Below are 19668 nucleotides of genomic sequence, written 5' to 3'. Positions count from 1 at the left end.
AGAAAGGCACAGCAAAGCCACGCACAACCTCGCCCAAAAGGCGGGTGAGGACATGTTCGATCCCTCGAGCGGAAAGTGACATCAAAATAGTGGCGCGATATTAATGAGCCATCATTTTGACGTCAACCAAATGTTCCGCCTTCAGGCTAACTTGCACAAACCATTCATCTGATCTCGACCAACCGCACTGCCTGTGATCCGTCCAGCGACAGGTGAATCACGGAGGCCCTGCTTGGGAAATTCGGCGCGTCCTCGTCGGTGTTCTCCATCACGGGAATGTCGATCAGGGTCTGCTCCCCGGTCGGATCGCTGACCAGCTTGGCATCGAGTTTGTCGATGGCACGCCAGCTGTCGCCACCGATGCGCATCACGTCCAACAGGCTGTAGTGCGGCACGCCTTCTTCATTCTCTTCGGGCGTAAAGGCCGCCAGGTATTGGCTGTAGTTGTTGCCCATACCGAAACCCTCGATGGTGAAGACCGCCAGGGTGACCTGGCTGTCCTCGCCGGTGTCCAGCGTCTGCACCAGCGTCGCTTCAGGATAGCCAGTGGCATAGCTGTCCTTGATGAGCGCTACCAGATGCCCGATCTGTTCTTCCAGGGCTTTCGGAACGGGTTTCGATTCAGCGGCGTGAGTCAGGGTGCAGGTGAAAAACAAGGCGGCGGTCAGCAGGCGCAATTTCATCAAAGTGAGGTCCGGGGTATTGGGAGATCAGCGTCCGATGGTAGCGGTTAGCTAGGGATTTGGTAGCCATTGTTGACCGGTTTGTGGCGGGGTGCACAACCCTGTCCTGCATCAGGCCGCCAAGCGAATGCGCTCGACCAAACGCGCCTGGAGTGCTTCCAGCTCCTGGGGATCGGCCTTGCCCCTGCCATGCACACCGGGCGCTTCACCTTCCCAACGAGGAATGATGTGCATGTGAATGTGATAGACCGTTTGCCCGGCCACCGCACCATTGAACTGCGCGACCTGGACCCCGTCCGGCTGCAATTCGTCCACGATGATCCGCGTCAGGCGCTGCACGGCAGACATCATCGCACCCAGGACGACGGGCTCGACCTCAAGGATATTTCGCGCCTGGGAGGTTTTGGGGATAACCAGGACATGGCCGCGCGATTGAGGGAAAAGATCCAGGAAGGCCAAGACATCGGCGTCTTCGTAAATCTTGTAGCACGGCGCATCGCCGCGAAGGATCAGCGCAAAAATGTTCTGCGGATCGTAATGACCGTGGAGACTCATGATCACTCCTTGGAGTTTGGGGAGGTTGGTTACCGGTAAGAGATTTAGCACAGTCAGAGGCCTACTTGAAGCCAAGGGCTGGGCTTGCTCGCGACGGTGTTGTATTCGTTGGCGATGAGATTGCCTGTGCCACCGTTATCGCGAGCAAGCTCGCTCCCACATTGGATCAGCGGTGGAGCTTGATTGAGTGACCACCGCAAATCCCTTGTGGGAGCGAGCTTGCTCGCGAAGGCGGCGGGTCAGTCGACATCGGTGCTGGCAGCCAAGCCGCTTTCGCGAGCCTCCGTCAGCGTAACGGCAATTTTCTGCTGCAGCTCACTTTGCGAAAACGGCTTGTGCAGGACCGGGCAGGCGGCGTATTCGGCTGGCAGCCCGCTGGCGCCGTATCCGGTGCTGAACAGGAAGGGAACATGGCGAGCGCGAAGGATCTCGGCCACCGGAAACACACGCTCGCCAGCCAGGTTGACGTCGAGGATGGCCAGGTCAACCTGCACCGAGCCGGCCATGTCACGTGCTGCAGCGAGCCGGGCGACTGAAGCCACCACCTCGCATCCCAACTCCTCGAGCATGTCCTCGATCAACAGGGCAACTGCCCCTTCGTCCTCGACGACCAGCACCTTGACGCCACCAAATGGGGTCATGCCCCGGTCACCCCAATCAGGAACGAAAAGCGGCAGCAAACGCCTTGCGCAGCGTAGGTAAGGTCAAACTTGCCGGCCAGGTCGCGCTCGATGCAACGCTGCATCAAGCGCGAACCCAGCCCTTCGCGTTCCGGCGGTGACACGGGTGGTCCTCCTTGTTCGCGCCAGTCGAGGGTCAGCAACGTTCCGTCCGCCTGGGCTTGCAGGTGCCAGGTGACGGCAAGCGTCCCGGTCTCGACCGACATCGCCCCATATTTCAGCGCGTTGATCGCCAATTCATTGAGGGTCATCGTGAGGTTGAGCGCCACGCGGGTGCCGACGTCTATAGAAGGGCCTTCAATCACGAGGCGGCCAGGCTCATGCCCAAACACCGGCTTGAGCACTTCGTGGGCCAGGGTATCGAGCGGCGTCTGGCCCCAATGCCGTTTCGTCAAGAGATCGTGTGCCCGTGACAACGCCAGGAGCCTTGCCTCGAAACGCCTGTAGCCGTCTTTGGCATCCTCTGCGTTGCGCGCCGTCTGGGCTGCCAGCGATTGCACCGTGGCCAGGGTGTTCTTGACCCGGTGATTGAGCTCATCGATCAGCGTTTTCTGGCGGTTTTCCGCCTGCTTTCGCTCGGAGATATCCACCAGCATGTTGATGGCGCCCACCAGGTTTCCATCAGCGTCATGCAAAGGCGTGGGAAAAGGCGTGAACGGAACACGGCTGCCGTCCGGCCGCTCTGCAACGGCCTCGACGCCGCGTATCGGCCGATTTTCCTTCAGGGCCACCGCCATTGGGCATTGGTCGTGGGGCAGGAAACTGCCGTCCGTGTTGAACAATTTCCAGGTCACGCACCACTGGTCGCCCAGCCGAGGTGTGCGCCCGGACAGTTCGACAGCGGCGCGATTGTAGAAGGTGATGCGGCCATCGGCGTCGGTGGTGTACACCGCGGCAGGCAACGCCTCGAGAAGATTGCGCATGTGCCGTTCGCTTTCGCGGACCTGGTTTTCCATTCGCCGCGCCAGGGTGACGTCCTGCAGCACTCGCACGCCATAACGAAACGTACCATTGGCGTCCCTCACCGAAGAACTGTGGATGTCGAGGTAAACGACCTCGCCATCAGGCTTCACGGCGCGCTTGCGAAGCACGTAGTTATCCAGTTCACCGGCCACCTGGCGGGCGTACAACTCCGCGTCCTGCGGGATGCAATCGGGGTGGGTATAGTCCAGGAATGTCATCGACAGGAGCTCTTCGCGCGAGCGACCCAGCATGTTGCACAGGGCATCGTTGACGCGCAGCAAGCGACCGTCGACGCCGGCCTCGGCAATGCCGATGGTCGCCGCCTCGTAGGTCGCCGAAAGCCGGTCATCGCTGTCCTGGCGCGCCGCCTCGGCCGCATGGACACCGCTCCTGTCGATGGTGAAGCAGCGCGTATTGAAGAGCTTTCCGTCTTCAAAGCGGCCATTGGACGTGATCATGACATGCTTGATCGAGCCGTCCTTTGCCCTCAGTCGCGCCGGATAGCTCTCCAGGCAGTCGCCGCTGCCCAGCTTGGTGAGGATGTCGCCAATGACCGGCTCGTCGACATGAAACTCGGTGATGTGGCGGCCAATGTACTCGTCGGCCGAATAGCCCAGCAGCGTCAGCTCCGCCTTGTTGGCGCGCAGGATGATGCCTTCGCCGCTGACGATATGAAGACCCACCGCGCTGTTATCAAAAAAGTCTTCCAGGTCGGCGCTCTTGCGCCGAAGCTCTTCGGCCATGGCGTGGTGCGCCGAGACGTCCTGGAAACAGTTGATCACCCCTTGGATGACACCCCGCCAATCCCTGAGGACGCGAATGTTCATCAGCGCCACGAACCGCGAGCCATCCGGGCGCTGGATGAGCACTTGCTGATTGCGCGAGGCAATGCCGGTACCGAGTGCCGAGGCTGTCGGGCAGTGTTCGAATGCCAGCGGCGTACCGTCAGTCAGGAACAGTCGATGGGCGCCGCAGAAACGGTCACCGTTCTCTCCAAGTGCCGGCGCCCTTCCCCACAGCTCGGCCGCCTCACTGTTGTACCTGACGAGCCAACCCTGGCGATCGCAGAGGTACACCGCACCAGGGATGGCATCAAGCGCGTTCGTCCCCATCGCGATCAAGCTTTCGTACTCGCTTGGCGCACGCGTGTCCATGGGTAGCTCTTCAATGTTCGACATCAATCATCCTCAAACCGCCTGGCTGAAACCTTTCACAGGGCATCAATGGAGTCTAGATCCCTATTCATCGGGCGAGTTCAGGAAAACTCAACGTCACAAGCCTCGCGCCTCAAAATCTGAATAATGCCTGGGGTGCCTGGACCATTAACGCACGCATCAGCGACGCCGAACACTCCAGCGCGCGCAACTGCTCCATGACCGTTTCGAAACCCACATGTGCTTCATGCTGGGTGTGCGGCCAGTCGCTGCCCCACACCAGGCGCTCAGGGCCGAAGTGGTGTTCCAACAGCGTCAACGAGGCGCGGGCGAACTCAAGATTGCGCGGGGCCGTTGCGCCCAATCGATAGATACCGGACACCTTCATCCATACCTGCCCACCCTGCCCCAGTTCCATCAATGGGGCAAAGCCAGGTTGATCCAGCCCCAAACGCGCATCCGGGCGACCGAAATGATCGACCACCAATTTGATGCCCAATGGCAATAGCTGCCCCACCAGCCCCGGTAAGTCCACCAGGTTGGCGTGCAACTCGACATGCCAATCCAGCGCCGCGATGTGGCCCAAAAAGCCTTTCCAGGTGGGGTCGCGAAAATCAGGCATGGCTGCGCCCATCAGGTTCAAGCGAACACCGACCACGCCCAAGCGGGCCATGTCGTCCAGCTCGGCTCGGCTGACGTCTCGGGCCACGACCACGACCCCGCGCAATTGCGCTGGCGCTTGCCGTAGCGCGGCCAGCAGGTAGCGGTTATCCGTGCCAAGAAAACTCGGCTGCACCAACACACCATGGCTCAAGCCGTGGGCGTGCAGGTGGCCCAGGTACTGGGCGAGCGTGGCGTCATAGTCGGGTGTGTAGCGCCGGACCGCGGCCAGCTCCAGCGCGCGGCTGAATACGTGGGCGTGACAGTCAATGCCGGTAATCGGCGTAGAACAGGTATCAACCATGGGTTTCATCTATCGAAATAAGGGAAATCAGGCTCGGGCGCCCTGGCTGTCACTCTCCACCGCAGGCGCCGATGCAGCAGCGTCTTCCAGGCTGCGGCCGCGGGTCTCCGGCAGGCAAAGCGCCGCGATCACCGCCACGCCGTAGGCAATCCCGGCGTCGATGCCAATGGCCGAGCCCAAGGACATGGCGTCGCTCATATGCCCGACCAGGAACGGGAACACCGCCGAGAGCACGCGACCGAAGTTGTAGCAGAACCCCACACCGGCACCGCGCACATCCGCCGGGTACAACTCGTTGAAAAACGCCCCGAGGCTCGCCGGAATACCGGCCGCGAAGAAGCCGAGCGGGAAGCCCAGGAACAGCATCTGGGTGTTGCTCAACGGCAGGAACACATAACACTGCACGGTCACCACGCAGCACAGCGCGAACAGCAGGATGTTTTTGCGCCGGCCAATGCGATCGATCAACAGGCCGCTGACCACGCAGCCGCACCAGAAGGCAAAGATGATCACCGCCAGGTAGCCGCCGGAGTTGAGCACCGACAGGTTGCGCTCGGTCTTGAGGAAGGTCGGCAGCCACGTCATCACCGCGTGGTAACCGCCGTGCGCCCCCAGCCCCAACAGCCCGCCAAACAAGGTCACGCGGATCAGCTCGGGGCGAAAGATGCCACCCAGGGATTTGAAGAAACTCTGCGGGATGACATTTTCTTTTTTCAGGCGCTGGAAACTGTCGGGTTCTTCAACGTTGCGCCGCACCCAGATGATCAGGAACGACGGCAGCAGGCCCACGATGAACATCACCCGCCAGGCCATGTCTTGCGGCACAAAGGAGTAGATCAGCGTGAAGACGCCGACCGCCAGCCCCCAACCCACCGCCCAGGCGCTTTGCACCGTACCCATGACTTTGCCGCGGTACTTGGGATTGATGGTCTCGGCCATCAGTACCGCACCGGCAGCCCACTCCCCGCCGATGCCGAAGCCCTGCAGCGCCTTGACGATCAACAGCGAGTGGAAGCCGGTGACGAACGCCGACAGGAAGGTAAAGAAGGAAAACCACAGGATCATCCACTGCAGCGTACGCACCCGCCCATAGCGGTCCGAGAGCGTGCCACCGACCCAACCACCAATGGCCGAAGTGACCAGGGTCACGCCGCTGATCAGCCCGGCATCGCCCTTGGTCAAGGCGAACGCGGCGATCAACGCCGGTATCGCCAGGCCGAACATCTGTACTTCCAGCGCGTCGAGCGACCATCCGCCGAAACAGGCCCAAAACGTTTTGCGCTCCCGCGCAGTGACTTGGCGATACCAACTGAACATGATTTTTATCCTTATGGGTGGAACGAAAGGCAGCCGAGAGCGAACCGCGCCGCTACAGGGCCAGTCATGGCAAACAAAACGATACGGGCTGCGGCGACCGACTCGCCGCTAGCCCGGTAGGGTCAGCGGATTTCCACGCGGTAGCGGAAATGCTCGGCATGCCCACGCGAGCGTCGCCACTCCAGGGGATGGCCGGCGTAGTCGCGCGCCAGACGCTCGATCACCACCACCGGGCTGTTGACCGGTACTTGCAGCAATCGCGCGTGGACCTCATTCACCGATTCGGCGGTGAGGGTTTCTTCGGCATAGGCGACCACCTGACCGCAGGTTTCTTCATAGATGGGATAAAGCAGCGGGCCCTTTTGATTCAGGTCGATTTCGAGCAAGGGTTGGAAACGGCTGCGGGGCAGCCAGATTTCTTCGGCGAGCACCGGCGCTACTTCCAGCAGACGCACCCGCACGATGCGAATCACCGGCGCATCCACCGGCAGCCCCAACGCCTGGGCCACCGCCGAAGGCGCGGCCACCGGCTCCACGGACAGGATCCGGCTATCGGGAACCCGGCGTTCGCCTGAAGCGCTTTGAAAGCGGAAAAAACGGAACAGCGACGATTGAAATTGCGGTCGGCGAATGAAAGTGCCGCGCCCCTGCTGACGCTCCAGCACACCCTCGCTGACCAACGCATCGATGGCCTTGCGCACCGTGCCGGTAGACAACTGATATTCGGCAGAGAGTGCCGCCTCAGTCGGGATCGCCTCCCCCGGACGCCAGCGGTTATTGGCGATCTGTTCAGCCAACTGGTCGCGCAGACGTTGATACAGCGGCAGGCGGACATCACTGGAGAGAGGGTTCATCGAGCTTATGCACCTTATTATCTAGTCATATATATGAATATGGGCGCGAGTATTTGCTCAAGGTCGATTGCTTGTCAAGAATGCCCAGGCTCGCTGGCTGACGAATGGCCGCCGGCAACGTTGGCAAGCGGTAGCCAGACCCGCACCTCGAACCCCTCCTGCCGGTCCTTTGCCGGGGACAACAGTTCGATTCGTCCATTGATCCCCTGCACGATCGTCTTGACGATCGCCAACCCCAATCCCGACCCACTGGTTTCGCTCTGGCCGCGCACGAACCGTTCGGTCAGCCGCTGCAGGACGGCCACCGGCACCACCGGTCCGCCGTTGATCACCCGCAGCAGGGCCTGGTCCGTGAGGGTGACTTCGATGGATTGATCCATCGCACCGTACTTCAATGCGTTCTCGATCAGATTGCGCAACAGGATCCCGAAGGCATCCGGGTCGACGGTCGAATACACCTGGGCCTGGACAGGAAGTTGCAGCGCGATCTGGCGGGTGCTGTTGCGCCGCCACTCATCCACCACGTGAGCCAACAATGGGACCAGGTCCTGGGGCGTTTGCGAGAGCAGTCCGCCCCCTTCCGCCTTGGCCAATTGCATGAGCTTTTCCGATAACCGGGCCAATTCGCGCAAAGCGCTTTCGATCTTTTTCGCACGCAACCGCAACGGACCTTCCGGGGCCTCCTGGTACAGCCGCTGGACATGCGCCAATGTCGCGGCCAAGGGTGTACGCAGCTCATGGGCGCTATTGGCGGTGAAGCTGCGCTCGGCCTCCAGGGCCTTGCGCAAGCGCTCCAGCAGGCGGTTGACCGCATCCGCCAGGGGGGCGATTTCTGCCGGCAGGCGCGACCCCTTGATCGGCGACAGATCACCCACGCCACGGGCCTCCACGGCATACCGATAGGCCAACACACTTTTCAGACTCATGCGCACCAATAGCCAGGTCCCCAACAGACTGATGGGGACCAGCGCCAATAACGGCCACAACAAGGTAAACACGGCCTGTCGTGCGGCCTCGCGGCGATGGCGCAACGGTTCGGCGACTTCGATGAATACCGTCTCACGTAGCGCACTGGCGCCATACAGACGGTACTTTCCAATCGTGGAGAACCCCTCGGCCGGGTGTTTGCTGAAGATCTGCGGGTTGGCATCGTGGGACTGCATCAGAACATTGCCTGCGGCATCGCGCACCAGATAAGTGAGGTGCTCCTTGTGCATCTTCAGGGTGGCAACCTGTTGCACCTCCCCGGGGTTTTCCCGGTTGCTGATTTCCAGCACGGCCAGGGGGAGGATGCGTTGGGCGGTCTCCTCAAGTGCGCTGTCAAAGGCCTCGTTCAACTCATGCCGTACCCCGCGCCAAGCGCCGACCGTCGCCACCAGCCAGAGCAAGGTCATGCCCAGCGTCAGGCCCAGGCCCAGACGTTTTTGCAGGCTGAAAGTCGTCTTCATGCCGACACCATCCGATACCCCATGCCCCGCACCGTTTCGATCAGGTCGCGCCCGAGTTTCTTGCGCAATCGACTGATATAGACCTCGATCGTGTTGCTTTCGATTTCGGCGCCGAAAGCGTACAGCCGATCTTCGAGTTGCCCCTTGGACAGCAGCGCGCCGGGACGCTGGATAAAGGCCTCCAACAGCGCCCATTCCCGGGCCGTGAGGTCCACGGCCACGTCGGCCCGATGCACCGTGCGGGCAGCCATGTCGACGTGCAGCTCACCGAGCCTGATCTGGGGATTGGGGTTGCCGCTGTAACGACGGGCCACCGCAGCCACGCGGGCCGACAGTTCAAACAGGTCGAAGGGTTTGACCAGATAGTCGTCGGCACCGGCATTGAGGCCGGCGATGCGATCGGATATCTGGTCCTGGGCCGTCAGGATGATCACCGCCGTCGCGTCGCCTTCGCTGCGTCGCTGACGCAGGAAGTCCAGCCCGCGGCCGTCCGGCAACATCAAGTCAAGCAGGATCAGGTCATAAACGGTCGTGCTCACACTGCTGCGTGCATGGGCCAGGTTCTGTACCCAATCAACGGCATGACCGTCATCGGCGATCTGCTCGCGCACCGCCTCCCCCAGCCTTGGCGAGTCCTCTACCAATAAAACCCGCATCGGGCAGCTCCTGTGATCGTGGTTGTGCCGCACCTTAGCGGCCTTACCTGACGTGAATCTGAAGATTCAGCTGGCTGTCAGGAATGCCCCGTAGGGTATGCCCACAACGAAGCCCCCGGCAGGAGACAGATCATGAAATCAGGTTTTATCGCCAGCACTGCGCTGATCAGTGTGCTGGCCAACGGTTACGCCTTGGCCGATGACGACTGCAGCGAACCGGTCAACGACTGGCAGCCACGGGAAACACTGCGCCAGCAGGTGCAACAGCGATATGGCTGGACGGTGCAGCGCATCAAGGTCGACGACGGCTGCTACAAGCTCAAGGGCCTGGACCGCCAGGGCAACGTCATCGAAGCCCGCTACACACCGGCGACGCTGCACCTGCGCGAGCTCGAGATCTACTTCCGGGACGATGACGACGCCAGCGCTTACCTCGCCCCCGCGCCCGCGCCGTGACACTTCGACGCATTGGCCCTGCCGTTCAGGTTGCTGTCAGCCAGCAGGTCCAGGCTTTCGCCCCAACGATCAAAAGGACAACCCCCATGAAAAAAATCATCGCTGCAACCTGCCTCGCCGGCGCCATCATCCTGCCGGGGCTGGCTCAGGCCCGTGAAGTAACCCTCACCACCCAGCTCAAGCGCTACAGCGGCAACGATGCGTACCTGGCGATCTACGTCACCGACGCCAGCGGCCAGTACCAGAAAACCCTCTGGGTGGCCGGCAAAAAGACCAAGTACTACAAGCACCTGGCCGACTGGGCCCGTGGAAGCAAGATGAGCCCGAGCGAGTACGACGGCGTCAGCGGTGCCAGCGTCGGCAGCGGCGACACCCTCAAAGTCAGCGTCGAGCTGGCCGACACGCTGATCGATGCCGGGTATCAGATCCGTATCGATAGCGCCGTCGAGGATAAGCGTGATGCCCGCGCCGACGTCAGCGTGCCACTGACCCGCGAAGGCGCAGGCAAGCCGGCGGCCGGTAATACCTACGTCGAATCCTTTACTTACGATTTGTAGCACCTACCTGTTCGGAGGCCGAACATGCTTCGCCAGCTCCACTCCCTGCCCGGTCTGATCGCCGCCCTGTTGGTCATGCTCTTGGCCATCAGCGGCGCGATGCTGTCTGTCGATCCGGCCCTTGAACGCCTGAACAACACGTCCACTGCGGCCGGGCAAGTCAATGTCGGCCAGTTGGCCGGACGCGTTGCCAGTCACTTTCCGGGCGTGGAACAGATCCAGCGCACAGCGTCCGGGACCGTCATCGTCTACTTCAATCAGGACGGCCGGGTCGGGGCCGAAAAGGTCGACCCACTGACCGGACAAGGCCTGGCCCCCTACGAACCCTCCGCTTTCTCGCGCTGGATGAAAGACCTGCACCGCTCGCTGTTCCTTGGCACACCGGGCCACGGGGTGTCAGGCGTCGGCGCGCTGTTCATGCTGATGCTGTCGGTGTCCGGGGCACTGCTGCTGGTTCGGCGGGTGGGTGGCTGGCGCAACCTGCTGCGGCCATTGCGGGGCAACTTCAGCCAGCGCTGGCACGCTGAGGTCGGTCGCTTCGCGTTGCTTGGGCTGCTGTTATCGGCACTGAGCGGGCTCTACATGTGCGCCACGACCTTTGAATTCATCGCCGATGGCAGTCAGAGCGAGCCTGCATTCCCCGACCACATCAGCGCAGGCTCGGCCTCGCCCGTGGCGAGCCTGCACGCGTTGCAGGCCACCGACCTGACTGACCTGCGCGAGCTCGTCTATCCCAGCCCGAATAATCCGCAAGACGTGTTTTCCCTGCGCACGGCCCAGGGTGACGGCTACGTGGACCCGGTCAGCGGGGCCCTGTTGTCCTATCAAGCTCACGACTCGATGCGCAATGTCTACGAGTTGATCTATCAATTGCACACCGGTGAAGGGCTCTGGTGGCTGGGCCTGTTGCTGGGCCTCTGTGCCCTCGGCGTGCCCGTGATGAGCGTCACCGGCATCCTGATCTGGTGGCGTCGCCGCAAGGCCGGGCCGAATATCCGCCACAACAGCGCAGCGCAATCCGCCGACACCGTAATCCTGGTAGGCAGCGAAACCAACAGCACCTGGGGCTTTGCCACTACGTTGCATGAAGCCTTGCATCAGGCCGGCCACCGCGTTCACAGCGCAGCAATGAACCAATACACCAACGACTACGGGAACGCTCAACGCGTGTTCATCCTCACCGCGACCCACGGTGACGGCAATGCCCCGGCCTCGGCTTCGCAGTTCCTGGCACGGCTGGCCGAAGCCGGCCTGAAACCGGGTCAGCCGTTTGCCGTGCTGGGTTTTGGCGACCGGCTGTTTGCGCAGTTCTGTCAGTTTGCCCACCAGGTTCAGGACGCCTTGTTGCAGGCCGGTGGCACGCCGTTGATCGGCCTGGAAACCATCAACCGCCAGTCGGCCCAGGAGTTTGCTCGCTGGGGCCACGCCGTGGGTGAAGTGCTGGGGCATGACCTGACGCTGGTCCACACCGCGCAGCCGCCCCGCACCCATCGACTGATCCTGGCCGAGCGCATTGTCTACGGTGAACAGGCCGGCGCTCCCACCCACGTATTGCGTTTCAAAGCGTCGGGGACATTACCCGCCTTTGAAGCCGGTGACTTGGTCGGCATCCTGCCGCCCGACAACCCCATCCCACGTTTCTATTCCCTGGCCAGTAGCTCACAAGACGGCGTGCTGGAGATCTGCGTGCGCAAACACAAAGGAGGTCTGTGCTCGTCATTCCTTCACAGCTTGGACATCGCGGCGCCCATCGACGCCTTTATCCAATCGAACCCACAATTTCGCCCGGCATCGGGCGCTCATCCGGTGATCCTGATCGGCGCCGGAACCGGTATCGGGCCGCTGGCCGGTTTTATCCGCAACAACAAGGCCCACCATCCCATGCACTTGTATTGGGGCGGGCGTAACCCGACCTCGGACTTCCTCTACGAAGCCGAACTCAACCATTACCTGGCAGACCGTCGCCTGACGGCATTGCACGCAGCCTTTTCCCAGATCACGGACCGTTCCTACGTGCAAGATCGGCTGATCAGCGACGCCCCGGTGTTGCGTCGGCTGATCGAAAAAGGCGCCCAGGTATTGGTGTGCGGCGGCCGCGAGATGGCCAAGGGCGTGATGCTGGCGCTGGACGAAGTGCTGGCCCCCCTCAACCTGAATGTGCTGACCCTCAAGGCACAGGGACGCTACCGTGAAGATGTCTACTGAATGGCGACGCTACAGCCTGAACGGCGAAACCATGGGCACGCGCTACACCGCCCTGTTCCATGCCCAGGGCGACCCCGATGTCCCCGCCATCAGCCACGCCTTGGCCAGCGCCGTGGCCCGGGTGGACCAGCAAATGTCGACCTGGAAACCCGATTCCGACCTCAACCGCCTCAACGCGGCGCCTTTGCACAGCTGGATACCGGTTCCTGATGAACTGGTCACGGTACTGGCAGCCGCATTGCGCGTCAGTCAGCAGTCCAACGGCGCTTTCGACATCACCGTCGGCGACCCGGTAGACGCCTGGGGGTTTGGTCCCGGCGAACGGTCCGTGACCACTATTGCCCCCACGGCGCTCGCGTCGCAAGTCCGGCTGTCGACCCGCGGAACGCTGATCATTGACCCAAGGCATCGGCAAGTACGCAAACGCGCGCCGTTCAAGCTCACGTTGAACGGCATCGCCAAGGGCTTTGGTGTCGATGAACTGGCCCGCTGCCTGGAAAGTTTTGGCATCACGCGCTACCTGGTGGGCATAGACGGCGAAATGCGTGCCGGTGGGCTTAAACCTGATGCAACACCTTGGGTCGTGGCCATTGAAAAACCCTGTCGGGGCGTGCGTGAAGTCATGGGTGTGATGGAGCTCAGTGACGCGGCCATCGCCACATCCGGGGACTACCGGCATTGGGTGGACATCGAGGGCCAGTCCTACAGCCACACCATGGACCCGAAAACCGGCGCGCCGCTGCGTAATCGACTCGCCGCCGTGACCGTGGTGTCATCCTCCTGCATGCTCGCCGACGCCTGGGCCACGGCGCTGATGGTACTGGGCGAAACCGAAGGCCCTCGCCTGGCGCAAGAGCGCGGGATGGACGCCTTGTTCGTCGTGCGCGACGGTGAGCAGTTCAAGGAAATTTCCATCGTCGGTGGACAGCTGCAGGCTCAGGTCCAAACGCTGACGCCGACGCTCGGAAGTTGAGGCCTCCAGCAGCAAGGCTACGCCTGGTTTAACAGCGCGAGCGATTGGATTTCACTCGATCATCGGCACCTTGGCTGCCCGTTGACAAGCCGCCATGTGCCAAATGAGTGCAGCGCACCGCGCCACACCTGAACGCAATTAACAACGTTTAACTCGCACGTTCGCGCCCCGCGTCCAAGAATAACGCCCCTCTGCCCAGACCTGTTTTCTCAAGCGGGAAGCTGCCAGCCCACCGTGCGGTGCGCCGGACATTTCCCACCTGGCTGCGCGTAATACCGCCCCTTCGCCCGCCCAATTTCACATGGAAATGAAGCATGTCGCCTGCACCACCCCACCCAACCGCCGCTCTGAAACCGCTCTGGCTGCTTGCCCTGCTCACCGGCAGCACCGCACCGGCGCTGGCAGCGGAACACGCGCAAAGCACACCTGGCTTTCTCGACGGGGCGACGCTGGAAGTTCTCAGCCGCAACTTCTACCTCAACAACGACTATCGCACCGCGGCCCCGGCAGGCAAAAGCTACAAACAGGAATGGGCCCAGGGTTTCATCGCCTCGTTCGAGTCCGGCTTCACCCCCGGCACGATCGGCGTAGGCATCGATGCCCACGCATTCCTGGGGCTGAAACTGGACGGCGGCAGGGGGCATTCCGGAACGGGATTATTGCCGCTGGATGAGAACGGGCGAAGCGAGGACCACTACTCCAGTGCGGGTGGCGCGCTGAAATTCAACACCTCACGCACCACCCTGGCGGTCGGCGAAATGACTGTGCAGAGCCCGGTATTCGATACCGCAGACAAGCGCCTGCAACCCGAATACGCCAGCGGCCTGCTGCTCTCCAGCCGCGAGCTTGAAGGGGTCGACCTGCAAGCGGGTCACTTCAGTGCATTCAAGAATCAGGACGCCTCGACCAGCCAGGGTGACTTTTCCGGGTATGGGGCGACGACGCGCAACAGCGCCATCGACTTCATCGGCGCCGACCTGCTCACCGGCCAACCCCTGGGCGGCGCGCTCTACGCCTCCGAACTGAGCGATACCTGGCGCCAGTACTATGCCAACCTGCATACCACCCTTGGCGCACTGTTCCTCGACGGCAACCTGTATCACACCCGCGACTATGGCAAGGCCAACGCCGGGGCCATCGACACCACGGCCTATAGCCTGAGTGGCAAATACCGGCTCGATGCCCAGGCGTTCACCCTGGCCTATCAGAAAATCAATGGCGACACGCCCTTCGATTTCGTCGGCGGCGACTCCATCTACCTGGCCAACTCGATCAAATATGCCGACTTCAACGGCCCGGGTGAACACTCATGGCAAGCGCGCTACGACCTTGACCTGGGCACCTTGGGCATCCCCGGCCTGAGCTTCATGGCCCGCTATGTGACCGGACGCGGGATCGACGGCAGCCATGCCCCCCAAGGCGGTGTCTACAACCCGTTCGATACGGATACCGGCGGCTACCGTCCACAACAAGGGGACGGTGGACGCCATTGGGAGCGCGACCTGGACCTGCACTACATCGTGCAGTCAGGCCCGGCAAAGGACTTGTCGCTGCAACTGTCCCATGTCACCCATCGCGCCAATAGCAGCCAGGGCGGCGATGACATCGACCGGCTGTATATCGTCATCCAGTACCCACTCAAGCTGGGGCCGTTCTAACCCAGCCACAATGGATACCCAGTACTGTATCCGTCATGGCGGCTTCATCGGTTTAACCGCGACTGACCGAAGCCGGCCTGACTGTCACTTCCCAATTCACCAGCAAGCCAGTCGAGCAGCGCGCCCACCTCAACCCGACCTTCCCCGCCCGGCCGACTGAATACCGATATCGCATCAGGCAAAGGGACGCTTTCTGCGCAAGGTCTTACCAAGGCACCGCTCTCAAGCAGCCCTTGGGCGGTGCGCCGCCACCCCAACGCGATGCCATGTCCCTCGACCGCCGCCTGGAGCATCAAGGGGTAGCTATCGAACACCGAACCCTCGGAAGAGTTGTCGAACGACTGTCCAAACGCCTGGAACCAGGCACCCCACTGCATCCAATGAGGCGGCGTAGCGTGATAGTGCAAAAGGGTGTGGGACTTCAGGTCACGGACTTGCAACGCTTCGTGGGTACGCAGGTAATGAGGACTGCATACCGGAAACACTTCATCAGCGGCGGTAAACATCAAGCCGTGGACGCCGCTGGGCCGTCCCGTGCTTTGCAGGGCCACGTCAAAATGCTCATTGAACTCAGTCAGCGGCCCGGTGGATGTGGCCACCTGGATCTCGATTTCCGGGTATCGCTGGTGGAACGTCGAGAGCCGCGGCATCAACCAGTAGAACGCTTCGCATAATTGGCACAGCAAAACGACACGGTTTTTACCTGGCGATTGACGAAGGCTGACGGCACTGGCACTGATACTTTGCAACGCGTTACTCACCACACGTCCCAACTCACGCCCTTGGGGTGTCAGGAAGACGGCGCGATTACGCCGACAGAAAAGCTTCAGCCCCAAGTCCTCTTCGAGCCCACGGATCTGCCGACTGATCGCCGCTTGGGTGATGTGCAGTTCCTCGGCGGCCTTGGAAAAACTTTCCAGGCGCGCAGCCGCTTCGAACGGCAACAAGCTGGCAAGCGGCGGCAATGACTTTCCAAGGGTATTCATAATCAGAGGTAATGCATCCAGGGCCGAGAACTCGTTTGTAGCATAGCTGCGACGCTGTGCAACATGCGCTCAATGCCTTAAGGATATGCATGAATGCCCAATGCCCACTCGAACACCCTCGCCGGCGTGAGCCTTGCCGTCGTCGCGACGCTGAGCTGGGCGTTGAATTTCATTGCGCCTTACGTCGTCGGTGCCTACACGATCCACGATCTGATGATCATACGGTTCCTGATCGCCGGGGCGCTGGGTGTGGCTGTCGTGACGGGCTATCGAACCCAGCTCCGGCGTATGCGCCGCAGCCAACTGCTACTTGGCGCCAGCCTGGGGATCATCGGGTATCTCGGCTACAGCAGTTGCATTGCCGCAGGCGTCATGTTTGCCGGGCCGGTACTGACCCCGGCGTTTATTGGCATGGTGCCGGTCTTGCAGGCACTGCTCGGCAACGCCACCCACAAAACCCTTCAATGGCGAAGACTGGCGATACCGCTGGCTTTCTTAACGGGAGGGCTAGTGCTGTCGAACATCAGCAGTATCCAGCAGCCCCTGAGCGACGACGGTTCATGGTTGACGGGCGTATTTTTCTCGATCGGTGCGGTGCTCCTGTGGCTCGTATTCAGTTGGTTGAACCAGGGCGCCTTGGTCAACCTGTCGGCCAGCGCTTCGGGGGCCTGGACCGGCCTCATGATGGTCGGCGCAGGGATCGGCACCTTGTGCTTGTTACCGGCGGCGCAAGCATTTGACCTTCTCAAGCTGCCAAGTCTGGGTTTCAGTGTTTCCCTGGCGGGACACCTGTACGCCTGGGGTCTTGTGATTGCGCTGATATCGTCAGTCATCGGGGCCTGGGCGTGGAACGCGGCGTCCCGTCGCCTTCCCATGGTGCTTTCCGGGCAGTTGATATCCCTGGAATCACTATTTGCCACACTACTGGGCCTGTTGTTTCACCAGCGGCTGCCAACGCTTCTAGAAGCGTCCGGTCTTGCTGGCGTGCTGGTGGGGGTGGTGATGGCAGTTCGTATCATTCTGACGTCCACTGTTCCTGATAGAAAGGCCTCCTTCATCCGCTGATTACTTGCGAGTGGCCTTATCGGTCATCCGAGTGGCGCGGATGCTTGCCTCTTCGGCGGTACGTTGCACCTGCTCGGCCATTATCTCGGCCTGCTCAGCCTTCCTGTAGGCCTCATCCGCCCTGAGTCTTGCCGTTGCGGCGTTATTTTCCGCCGACTCCAGTTGGGCATCCACTTCTTGGGCGAGCTTATTACAGCACCCGGCAGTGGTCGCCAGAAAAATGCTCATTAATACGACAGGTAAGTATCTATTCAAGGCCATGGTTATTTCCTCGGTTAAGCGCAGCAGGAAAAACGGCTAACAACTGGCTCGAGTATCTGGCAACACCCTCTGCCCACTCTGATCTTTGTCAACTGCATGGCTCGTCCGACGCCCACGCCGTGGCTGACTTGAACCTAGTTGATTTAGCTCAATGTCTTTGCAGCCCTCAGGCGTAGAAAAAACAAACCGGGGAGCCTGCGATCTCCCCGACCATTTATGCACGGCCTGTTCATCCGAGGCCTTTTATTGAGTCGAGGCCATGAAAAAAACCCACCAATGGAACCTGTCCTACTTCTTCATTGCACTGGCCGTGTTCAGCCTGGTGCAGTTCCTGTTTTTCGAACGCCCCGCGGTGCAGGTCATCCCCTATAGCCAGTTCCTACAGCTGTTGAGCAATCAGAAGGTCAGCGATTTACGCGTCGAAAAAGAACACATCAGCGGCAAATTGCAGGAACCGATTGAGGGTCACAACCTGTTCTCGACCGTACGGGTCGATCCGGCTCTGGCAACGGACCTTGCCCAATCAGGTGTCGGTTTTACAGGCATCAACGAAAACACTTTTTTGAACGGCTTGCTGGGCTGGTTGCTGCCCTTCGTGCTGATCATGGTGGTCTGGCATTTCCTGTTTCGTGGGCTGGCGGAAAAACAGGGCATGGGCGGCTTGATGAACATTGGCAAGTCTCGCGCCAAGGTGTTCGTCGAACGCGATACCGGGGTGACCTTTGCCGACGTCGCAGGCATCGACGAAGCCAAGGCCGAGTTGGTGGAAATTGTCTCCTTTCTCAAGGACAAGGCGAAATATGCGCGCCTGGGCGCACACATCCCCAAGGGGACGTTACTGGTCGGCCCACCCGGCACCGGCAAGACCCTGGTCGCCAAGGCCATCGCTGGAGAGGCCGGCGTGCCCTTCTTCTCGATATCGGGGTCGGAATTCGTCGAGATGTTCGTCGGTGTTGGTGCCGCTCGCGTGCATGACTTGTTCGAACAGGCCCGGCAGGCAGCGCCGTGTATCATTTTTATCGATGAACTCGATGCGCTGGGCAAAATGCGCGGTGTCGGCGCCTTCGGGGGCAATGACGAGAAAGAACAAACCCTCAACCAATTGCTGTCAGAGCTCGATGGGTTCGACCCGCGTGAGGGTGTCGTGCTGCTCGCTGCGACCAACCGGCCTGAGGTGCTGGACCCGGCGCTGTTGCGAGCCGGTCGGATCGACCGGCAGATTCTGATCGATCGCCCCGATCGTAAAGGCCGGCAGGCGATCCTCAAGGTCCACCTGCAGAAAATCGTCACCAGCCAGGACCTCGATAGCGAGCGTATCGCCGACATCACCACGGGTTTTACCGGCGCAGACCTGGCCAACCTGGTCAACGAAGCCGCCATCATCGCCACTCGACGGGGTGCCGAAACGGTCAGCCTCGACGACTTTACCGCGGCCGTGGAGCGCATCGTTGCCGGGATCGAACGCAAGAGCAGCCTGCTGCACCCCGATGAACGCCAAGTGGTGGCCTACCACGAAATGGGCCATGCACTGGCGGCCAGCAACCTGCCGGACATGGACCCGGTCCATAAGGTCTCGATCGTGCCGCGTGCCATTGGCTCGCTGGGCTATACCCTGCAGCGACCGACGGAAGATCATTTTCTTGTCAGCTACCAGATGCTCAAGGACCGCATGGTCGTCCTGATGGCAGGACGTGCCGCCGAATGCCTGGCCTATGGCCAAGTCTCGACCGGGGCCGCCGATGACCTGGCCCACGCCACGGATATCGCGCGCCAGTTGATCACCCGCTTTGGCATGAGTGCCGAACTTGGCCTGGCGGTGCTGGAACGCAAAAGCGCGAGCTATCTGGGCGAGCGCATGGAAATCGGTGACAAGGACTATTCGGAACAAACCGCCAGGGAAGTCGACCTGGGTATTCGCGCCTTGCTCGATGAAGCCTATCAACGCGCCAGGACACTGCTGGAAAGCCATCGGGAAGACCTGAACGCCGGGGCCCACCTGCTGGTGGAAAAAGAAACCCTGACACCTGAAGAATTTTCCCCACTCCTGCCGCTTAAACACGCTACCCTGGCTTTGCGATTGGTTTGACAGCCATTTGACCGTCGCTCGGCCCGTCTCGGCTTGAGCGGCTCCAGCGCGCCCGCCCACGATGCAACCTAGCCTCGTCTTGCTAACCACTTGGTGAAGGTTTGCCCCCCATCATTCGTGCCCATTTTGCGTTTATCGACAGTCGGT

Annotated in this window: 18 protein-coding genes; 7 read left to right on the top strand and 11 right to left on the bottom strand. The window is 61.2% G+C overall.

Annotated elements, in window-relative coordinates; translation table 11 throughout:
• Positions 1 to 164 precede the first annotated feature (164 nt).
• From LQ215_RS07085 to LQ215_RS07045, 9 genes are all read right to left on the bottom strand, one after another.
• A complete protein-coding gene (locus LQ215_RS07085) occupies positions 165 to 683 on the bottom strand; it encodes a hypothetical protein (RefSeq protein ID WP_230148319.1) in 519 nt (172 codons plus the stop codon).
• A 111-nt stretch (positions 684 to 794) separates the two neighbouring features.
• Positions 795 to 1238, bottom strand: coding sequence for an HIT family protein (locus LQ215_RS07080; protein WP_230148317.1), 444 nt, complete (start codon positions 1236 to 1238; stop codon positions 795 to 797).
• Positions 1239 to 1477: 239 nt separating this feature from the next.
• Positions 1478 to 1879: a response regulator gene (locus LQ215_RS07075; protein ID WP_230148314.1), complete on the bottom strand. Its 402-nt coding sequence runs from the start codon at positions 1877 to 1879 to the stop codon at positions 1478 to 1480.
• On the bottom strand, positions 1876 to 4059 hold the full coding sequence (locus LQ215_RS07070; protein ID WP_230148312.1) for a PAS domain-containing sensor histidine kinase: 2184 nt from the start codon (positions 4057 to 4059) through the stop codon (positions 1876 to 1878). Before LQ215_RS07070 ends, LQ215_RS07075 begins: the two co-directional genes overlap by 4 nt.
• 109 nt (positions 4060 to 4168) lie before the next feature.
• Complete coding sequence (locus tag LQ215_RS07065; protein ID WP_230148310.1) at positions 4169 to 4999, bottom strand: amidohydrolase family protein; 831 nt, start codon at positions 4997 to 4999, stop codon at positions 4169 to 4171.
• 27 nt (positions 5000 to 5026) lie between these two features.
• Positions 5027 to 6316, bottom strand: a complete 1290-nt coding sequence (locus LQ215_RS07060; RefSeq protein ID WP_230148308.1) for an MFS transporter — start codon at positions 6314 to 6316, stop codon at positions 5027 to 5029.
• Positions 6317 to 6438: 122 nt separating this feature from the next.
• Positions 6439 to 7170, bottom strand: a complete 732-nt coding sequence (locus LQ215_RS07055; protein ID WP_230148306.1) for a GntR family transcriptional regulator — start codon at positions 7168 to 7170, stop codon at positions 6439 to 6441.
• 74 nt (positions 7171 to 7244) lie between these two features.
• The gene (locus LQ215_RS07050) at positions 7245 to 8618 is read right to left on the bottom strand and encodes a sensor histidine kinase (protein WP_230148304.1); all 1374 of its coding nucleotides are present in this window, start codon (positions 8616 to 8618) and stop codon (positions 7245 to 7247) included.
• Positions 8615 to 9274, bottom strand: a complete 660-nt coding sequence (locus LQ215_RS07045; RefSeq protein ID WP_230148302.1) for a response regulator — start codon at positions 9272 to 9274, stop codon at positions 8615 to 8617. Before LQ215_RS07045 ends, LQ215_RS07050 begins: the two co-directional genes overlap by 4 nt.
• Positions 9275 to 9406: 132 nt before the next feature.
• Here LQ215_RS07045 and LQ215_RS07040 point away from each other — a divergent pair, with 132 nt between their 5' ends.
• The 5 genes from LQ215_RS07040 (at position 9407) to LQ215_RS07020 (ending at position 15123) form a co-directional block, all read left to right on the top strand.
• A complete protein-coding gene (locus LQ215_RS07040; protein WP_230148300.1) occupies positions 9407 to 9730 on the top strand; it encodes a PepSY domain-containing protein in 324 nt (107 codons plus the stop codon).
• A gap of 86 nt (positions 9731 to 9816) precedes the next feature.
• The gene (locus LQ215_RS07035) at positions 9817 to 10287 is read left to right on the top strand and encodes a DUF2271 domain-containing protein (RefSeq protein WP_230148298.1); all 471 of its coding nucleotides are present in this window, start codon (positions 9817 to 9819) and stop codon (positions 10285 to 10287) included.
• A gap of 24 nt (positions 10288 to 10311) precedes the next feature.
• Entirely contained in the window at positions 10312 to 12492 is a 2181-nt protein-coding gene (locus tag LQ215_RS07030; RefSeq protein WP_230148296.1) for a PepSY domain-containing protein, read from the top strand.
• Positions 12482 to 13465 (top strand): FAD:protein FMN transferase, encoded by a 984-nt coding sequence (locus LQ215_RS07025; protein ID WP_230148325.1) that lies wholly within the window; start codon positions 12482 to 12484, stop codon positions 13463 to 13465. The genes LQ215_RS07030 and LQ215_RS07025 overlap by 11 nt, the downstream gene beginning before the upstream one ends.
• Before the next feature lie 314 nt (positions 13466 to 13779).
• A complete protein-coding gene (locus tag LQ215_RS07020) occupies positions 13780 to 15123 on the top strand; it encodes an OprD family porin (RefSeq protein WP_230148294.1) in 1344 nt (447 codons plus the stop codon).
• Positions 15124 to 15167: 44 nt separating this feature from the next.
• Here the strand turns inward: LQ215_RS07020 and LQ215_RS07015 are convergent, their stop codons facing one another.
• A complete protein-coding gene (locus LQ215_RS07015) occupies positions 15168 to 16109 on the bottom strand; it encodes a LysR substrate-binding domain-containing protein (RefSeq protein ID WP_230148292.1) in 942 nt (313 codons plus the stop codon).
• 93 nt (positions 16110 to 16202) lie between these two features.
• Here LQ215_RS07015 and LQ215_RS07010 point away from each other — a divergent pair, with 93 nt between their 5' ends.
• Positions 16203 to 17174, top strand: a complete 972-nt coding sequence (locus LQ215_RS07010; RefSeq protein ID WP_230148291.1) for a DMT family transporter — start codon at positions 16203 to 16205, stop codon at positions 17172 to 17174.
• Here LQ215_RS07010 and LQ215_RS07005 read toward each other — a convergent pair whose 3' ends face one another.
• A complete protein-coding gene (locus tag LQ215_RS07005; protein WP_230148288.1) occupies positions 17175 to 17435 on the bottom strand; it encodes an Lpp/OprI family alanine-zipper lipoprotein in 261 nt (86 codons plus the stop codon).
• A 259-nt stretch (positions 17436 to 17694) separates the two neighbouring features.
• On the opposite strand from LQ215_RS07005, the gene ftsH reads away from it, so the two are divergent.
• Positions 17695 to 19521 (top strand): ATP-dependent zinc metalloprotease FtsH, encoded by a 1827-nt coding sequence (gene ftsH, locus LQ215_RS07000; protein ID WP_230148287.1) that lies wholly within the window; start codon positions 17695 to 17697, stop codon positions 19519 to 19521.
• Positions 19522 to 19668: the final 147 nt, after the last annotated feature.

This window comes from Pseudomonas brassicacearum, assembly GCF_918698105.1.
Taxonomy (GTDB): Bacteria; Pseudomonadota; Gammaproteobacteria; order Pseudomonadales; family Pseudomonadaceae; genus Aquipseudomonas; species Aquipseudomonas brassicacearum_F.
Note: the sequence above shows the minus strand (reverse complement) of the source record. Positions and strands in the feature narration are given on the sequence as shown.

Excerpts from the sequence above, each read along its gene's own strand:
- LQ215_RS07085 (WP_230148319.1), bottom strand. The coding sequence starts at position 683 with ATGAAATTGCGCCTGCTGACCGCCGCCTTGTTTTTCACCTGCACCCTG.
- LQ215_RS07080 (WP_230148317.1), bottom strand. The coding sequence starts at position 1,238 with ATGAGTCTCCACGGTCATTACGATCCGCAGAACATTTTTGCGCTGATC.
- LQ215_RS07075 (WP_230148314.1), bottom strand. The coding sequence starts at position 1,879 with ATGACCCCATTTGGTGGCGTCAAGGTGCTGGTCGTCGAGGACGAAGGG.
- LQ215_RS07070 (WP_230148312.1), bottom strand. The coding sequence starts at position 4,059 with ATGTCGAACATTGAAGAGCTACCCATGGACACGCGTGCGCCAAGCGAG.
- LQ215_RS07065 (WP_230148310.1), bottom strand. The coding sequence starts at position 4,999 with ATGGTTGATACCTGTTCTACGCCGATTACCGGCATTGACTGTCACGCC.
- LQ215_RS07060 (WP_230148308.1), bottom strand. The coding sequence starts at position 6,316 with ATGTTCAGTTGGTATCGCCAAGTCACTGCGCGGGAGCGCAAAACGTTT.
- LQ215_RS07055 (WP_230148306.1), bottom strand. The coding sequence starts at position 7,170 with ATGAACCCTCTCTCCAGTGATGTCCGCCTGCCGCTGTATCAACGTCTG.
- LQ215_RS07050 (WP_230148304.1), bottom strand. The coding sequence starts at position 8,618 with ATGAAGACGACTTTCAGCCTGCAAAAACGTCTGGGCCTGGGCCTGACG.
- LQ215_RS07045 (WP_230148302.1), bottom strand. The coding sequence starts at position 9,274 with ATGCGGGTTTTATTGGTAGAGGACTCGCCAAGGCTGGGGGAGGCGGTG.
- LQ215_RS07040 (WP_230148300.1), top strand. The coding sequence starts at position 9,407 with ATGAAATCAGGTTTTATCGCCAGCACTGCGCTGATCAGTGTGCTGGCC.
- LQ215_RS07035 (WP_230148298.1), top strand. The coding sequence starts at position 9,817 with ATGAAAAAAATCATCGCTGCAACCTGCCTCGCCGGCGCCATCATCCTG.
- LQ215_RS07030 (WP_230148296.1), top strand. The coding sequence starts at position 10,312 with ATGCTTCGCCAGCTCCACTCCCTGCCCGGTCTGATCGCCGCCCTGTTG.
- LQ215_RS07025 (WP_230148325.1), top strand. The coding sequence starts at position 12,482 with ATGTCTACTGAATGGCGACGCTACAGCCTGAACGGCGAAACCATGGGC.
- LQ215_RS07020 (WP_230148294.1), top strand. The coding sequence starts at position 13,780 with ATGTCGCCTGCACCACCCCACCCAACCGCCGCTCTGAAACCGCTCTGG.
- LQ215_RS07015 (WP_230148292.1), bottom strand. The coding sequence starts at position 16,109 with ATGAATACCCTTGGAAAGTCATTGCCGCCGCTTGCCAGCTTGTTGCCG.
- LQ215_RS07010 (WP_230148291.1), top strand. The coding sequence starts at position 16,203 with ATGCCCAATGCCCACTCGAACACCCTCGCCGGCGTGAGCCTTGCCGTC.
- LQ215_RS07005 (WP_230148288.1), bottom strand. The coding sequence starts at position 17,435 with ATGGCCTTGAATAGATACTTACCTGTCGTATTAATGAGCATTTTTCTG.
- ftsH (WP_230148287.1), top strand. The coding sequence starts at position 17,695 with ATGAAAAAAACCCACCAATGGAACCTGTCCTACTTCTTCATTGCACTG.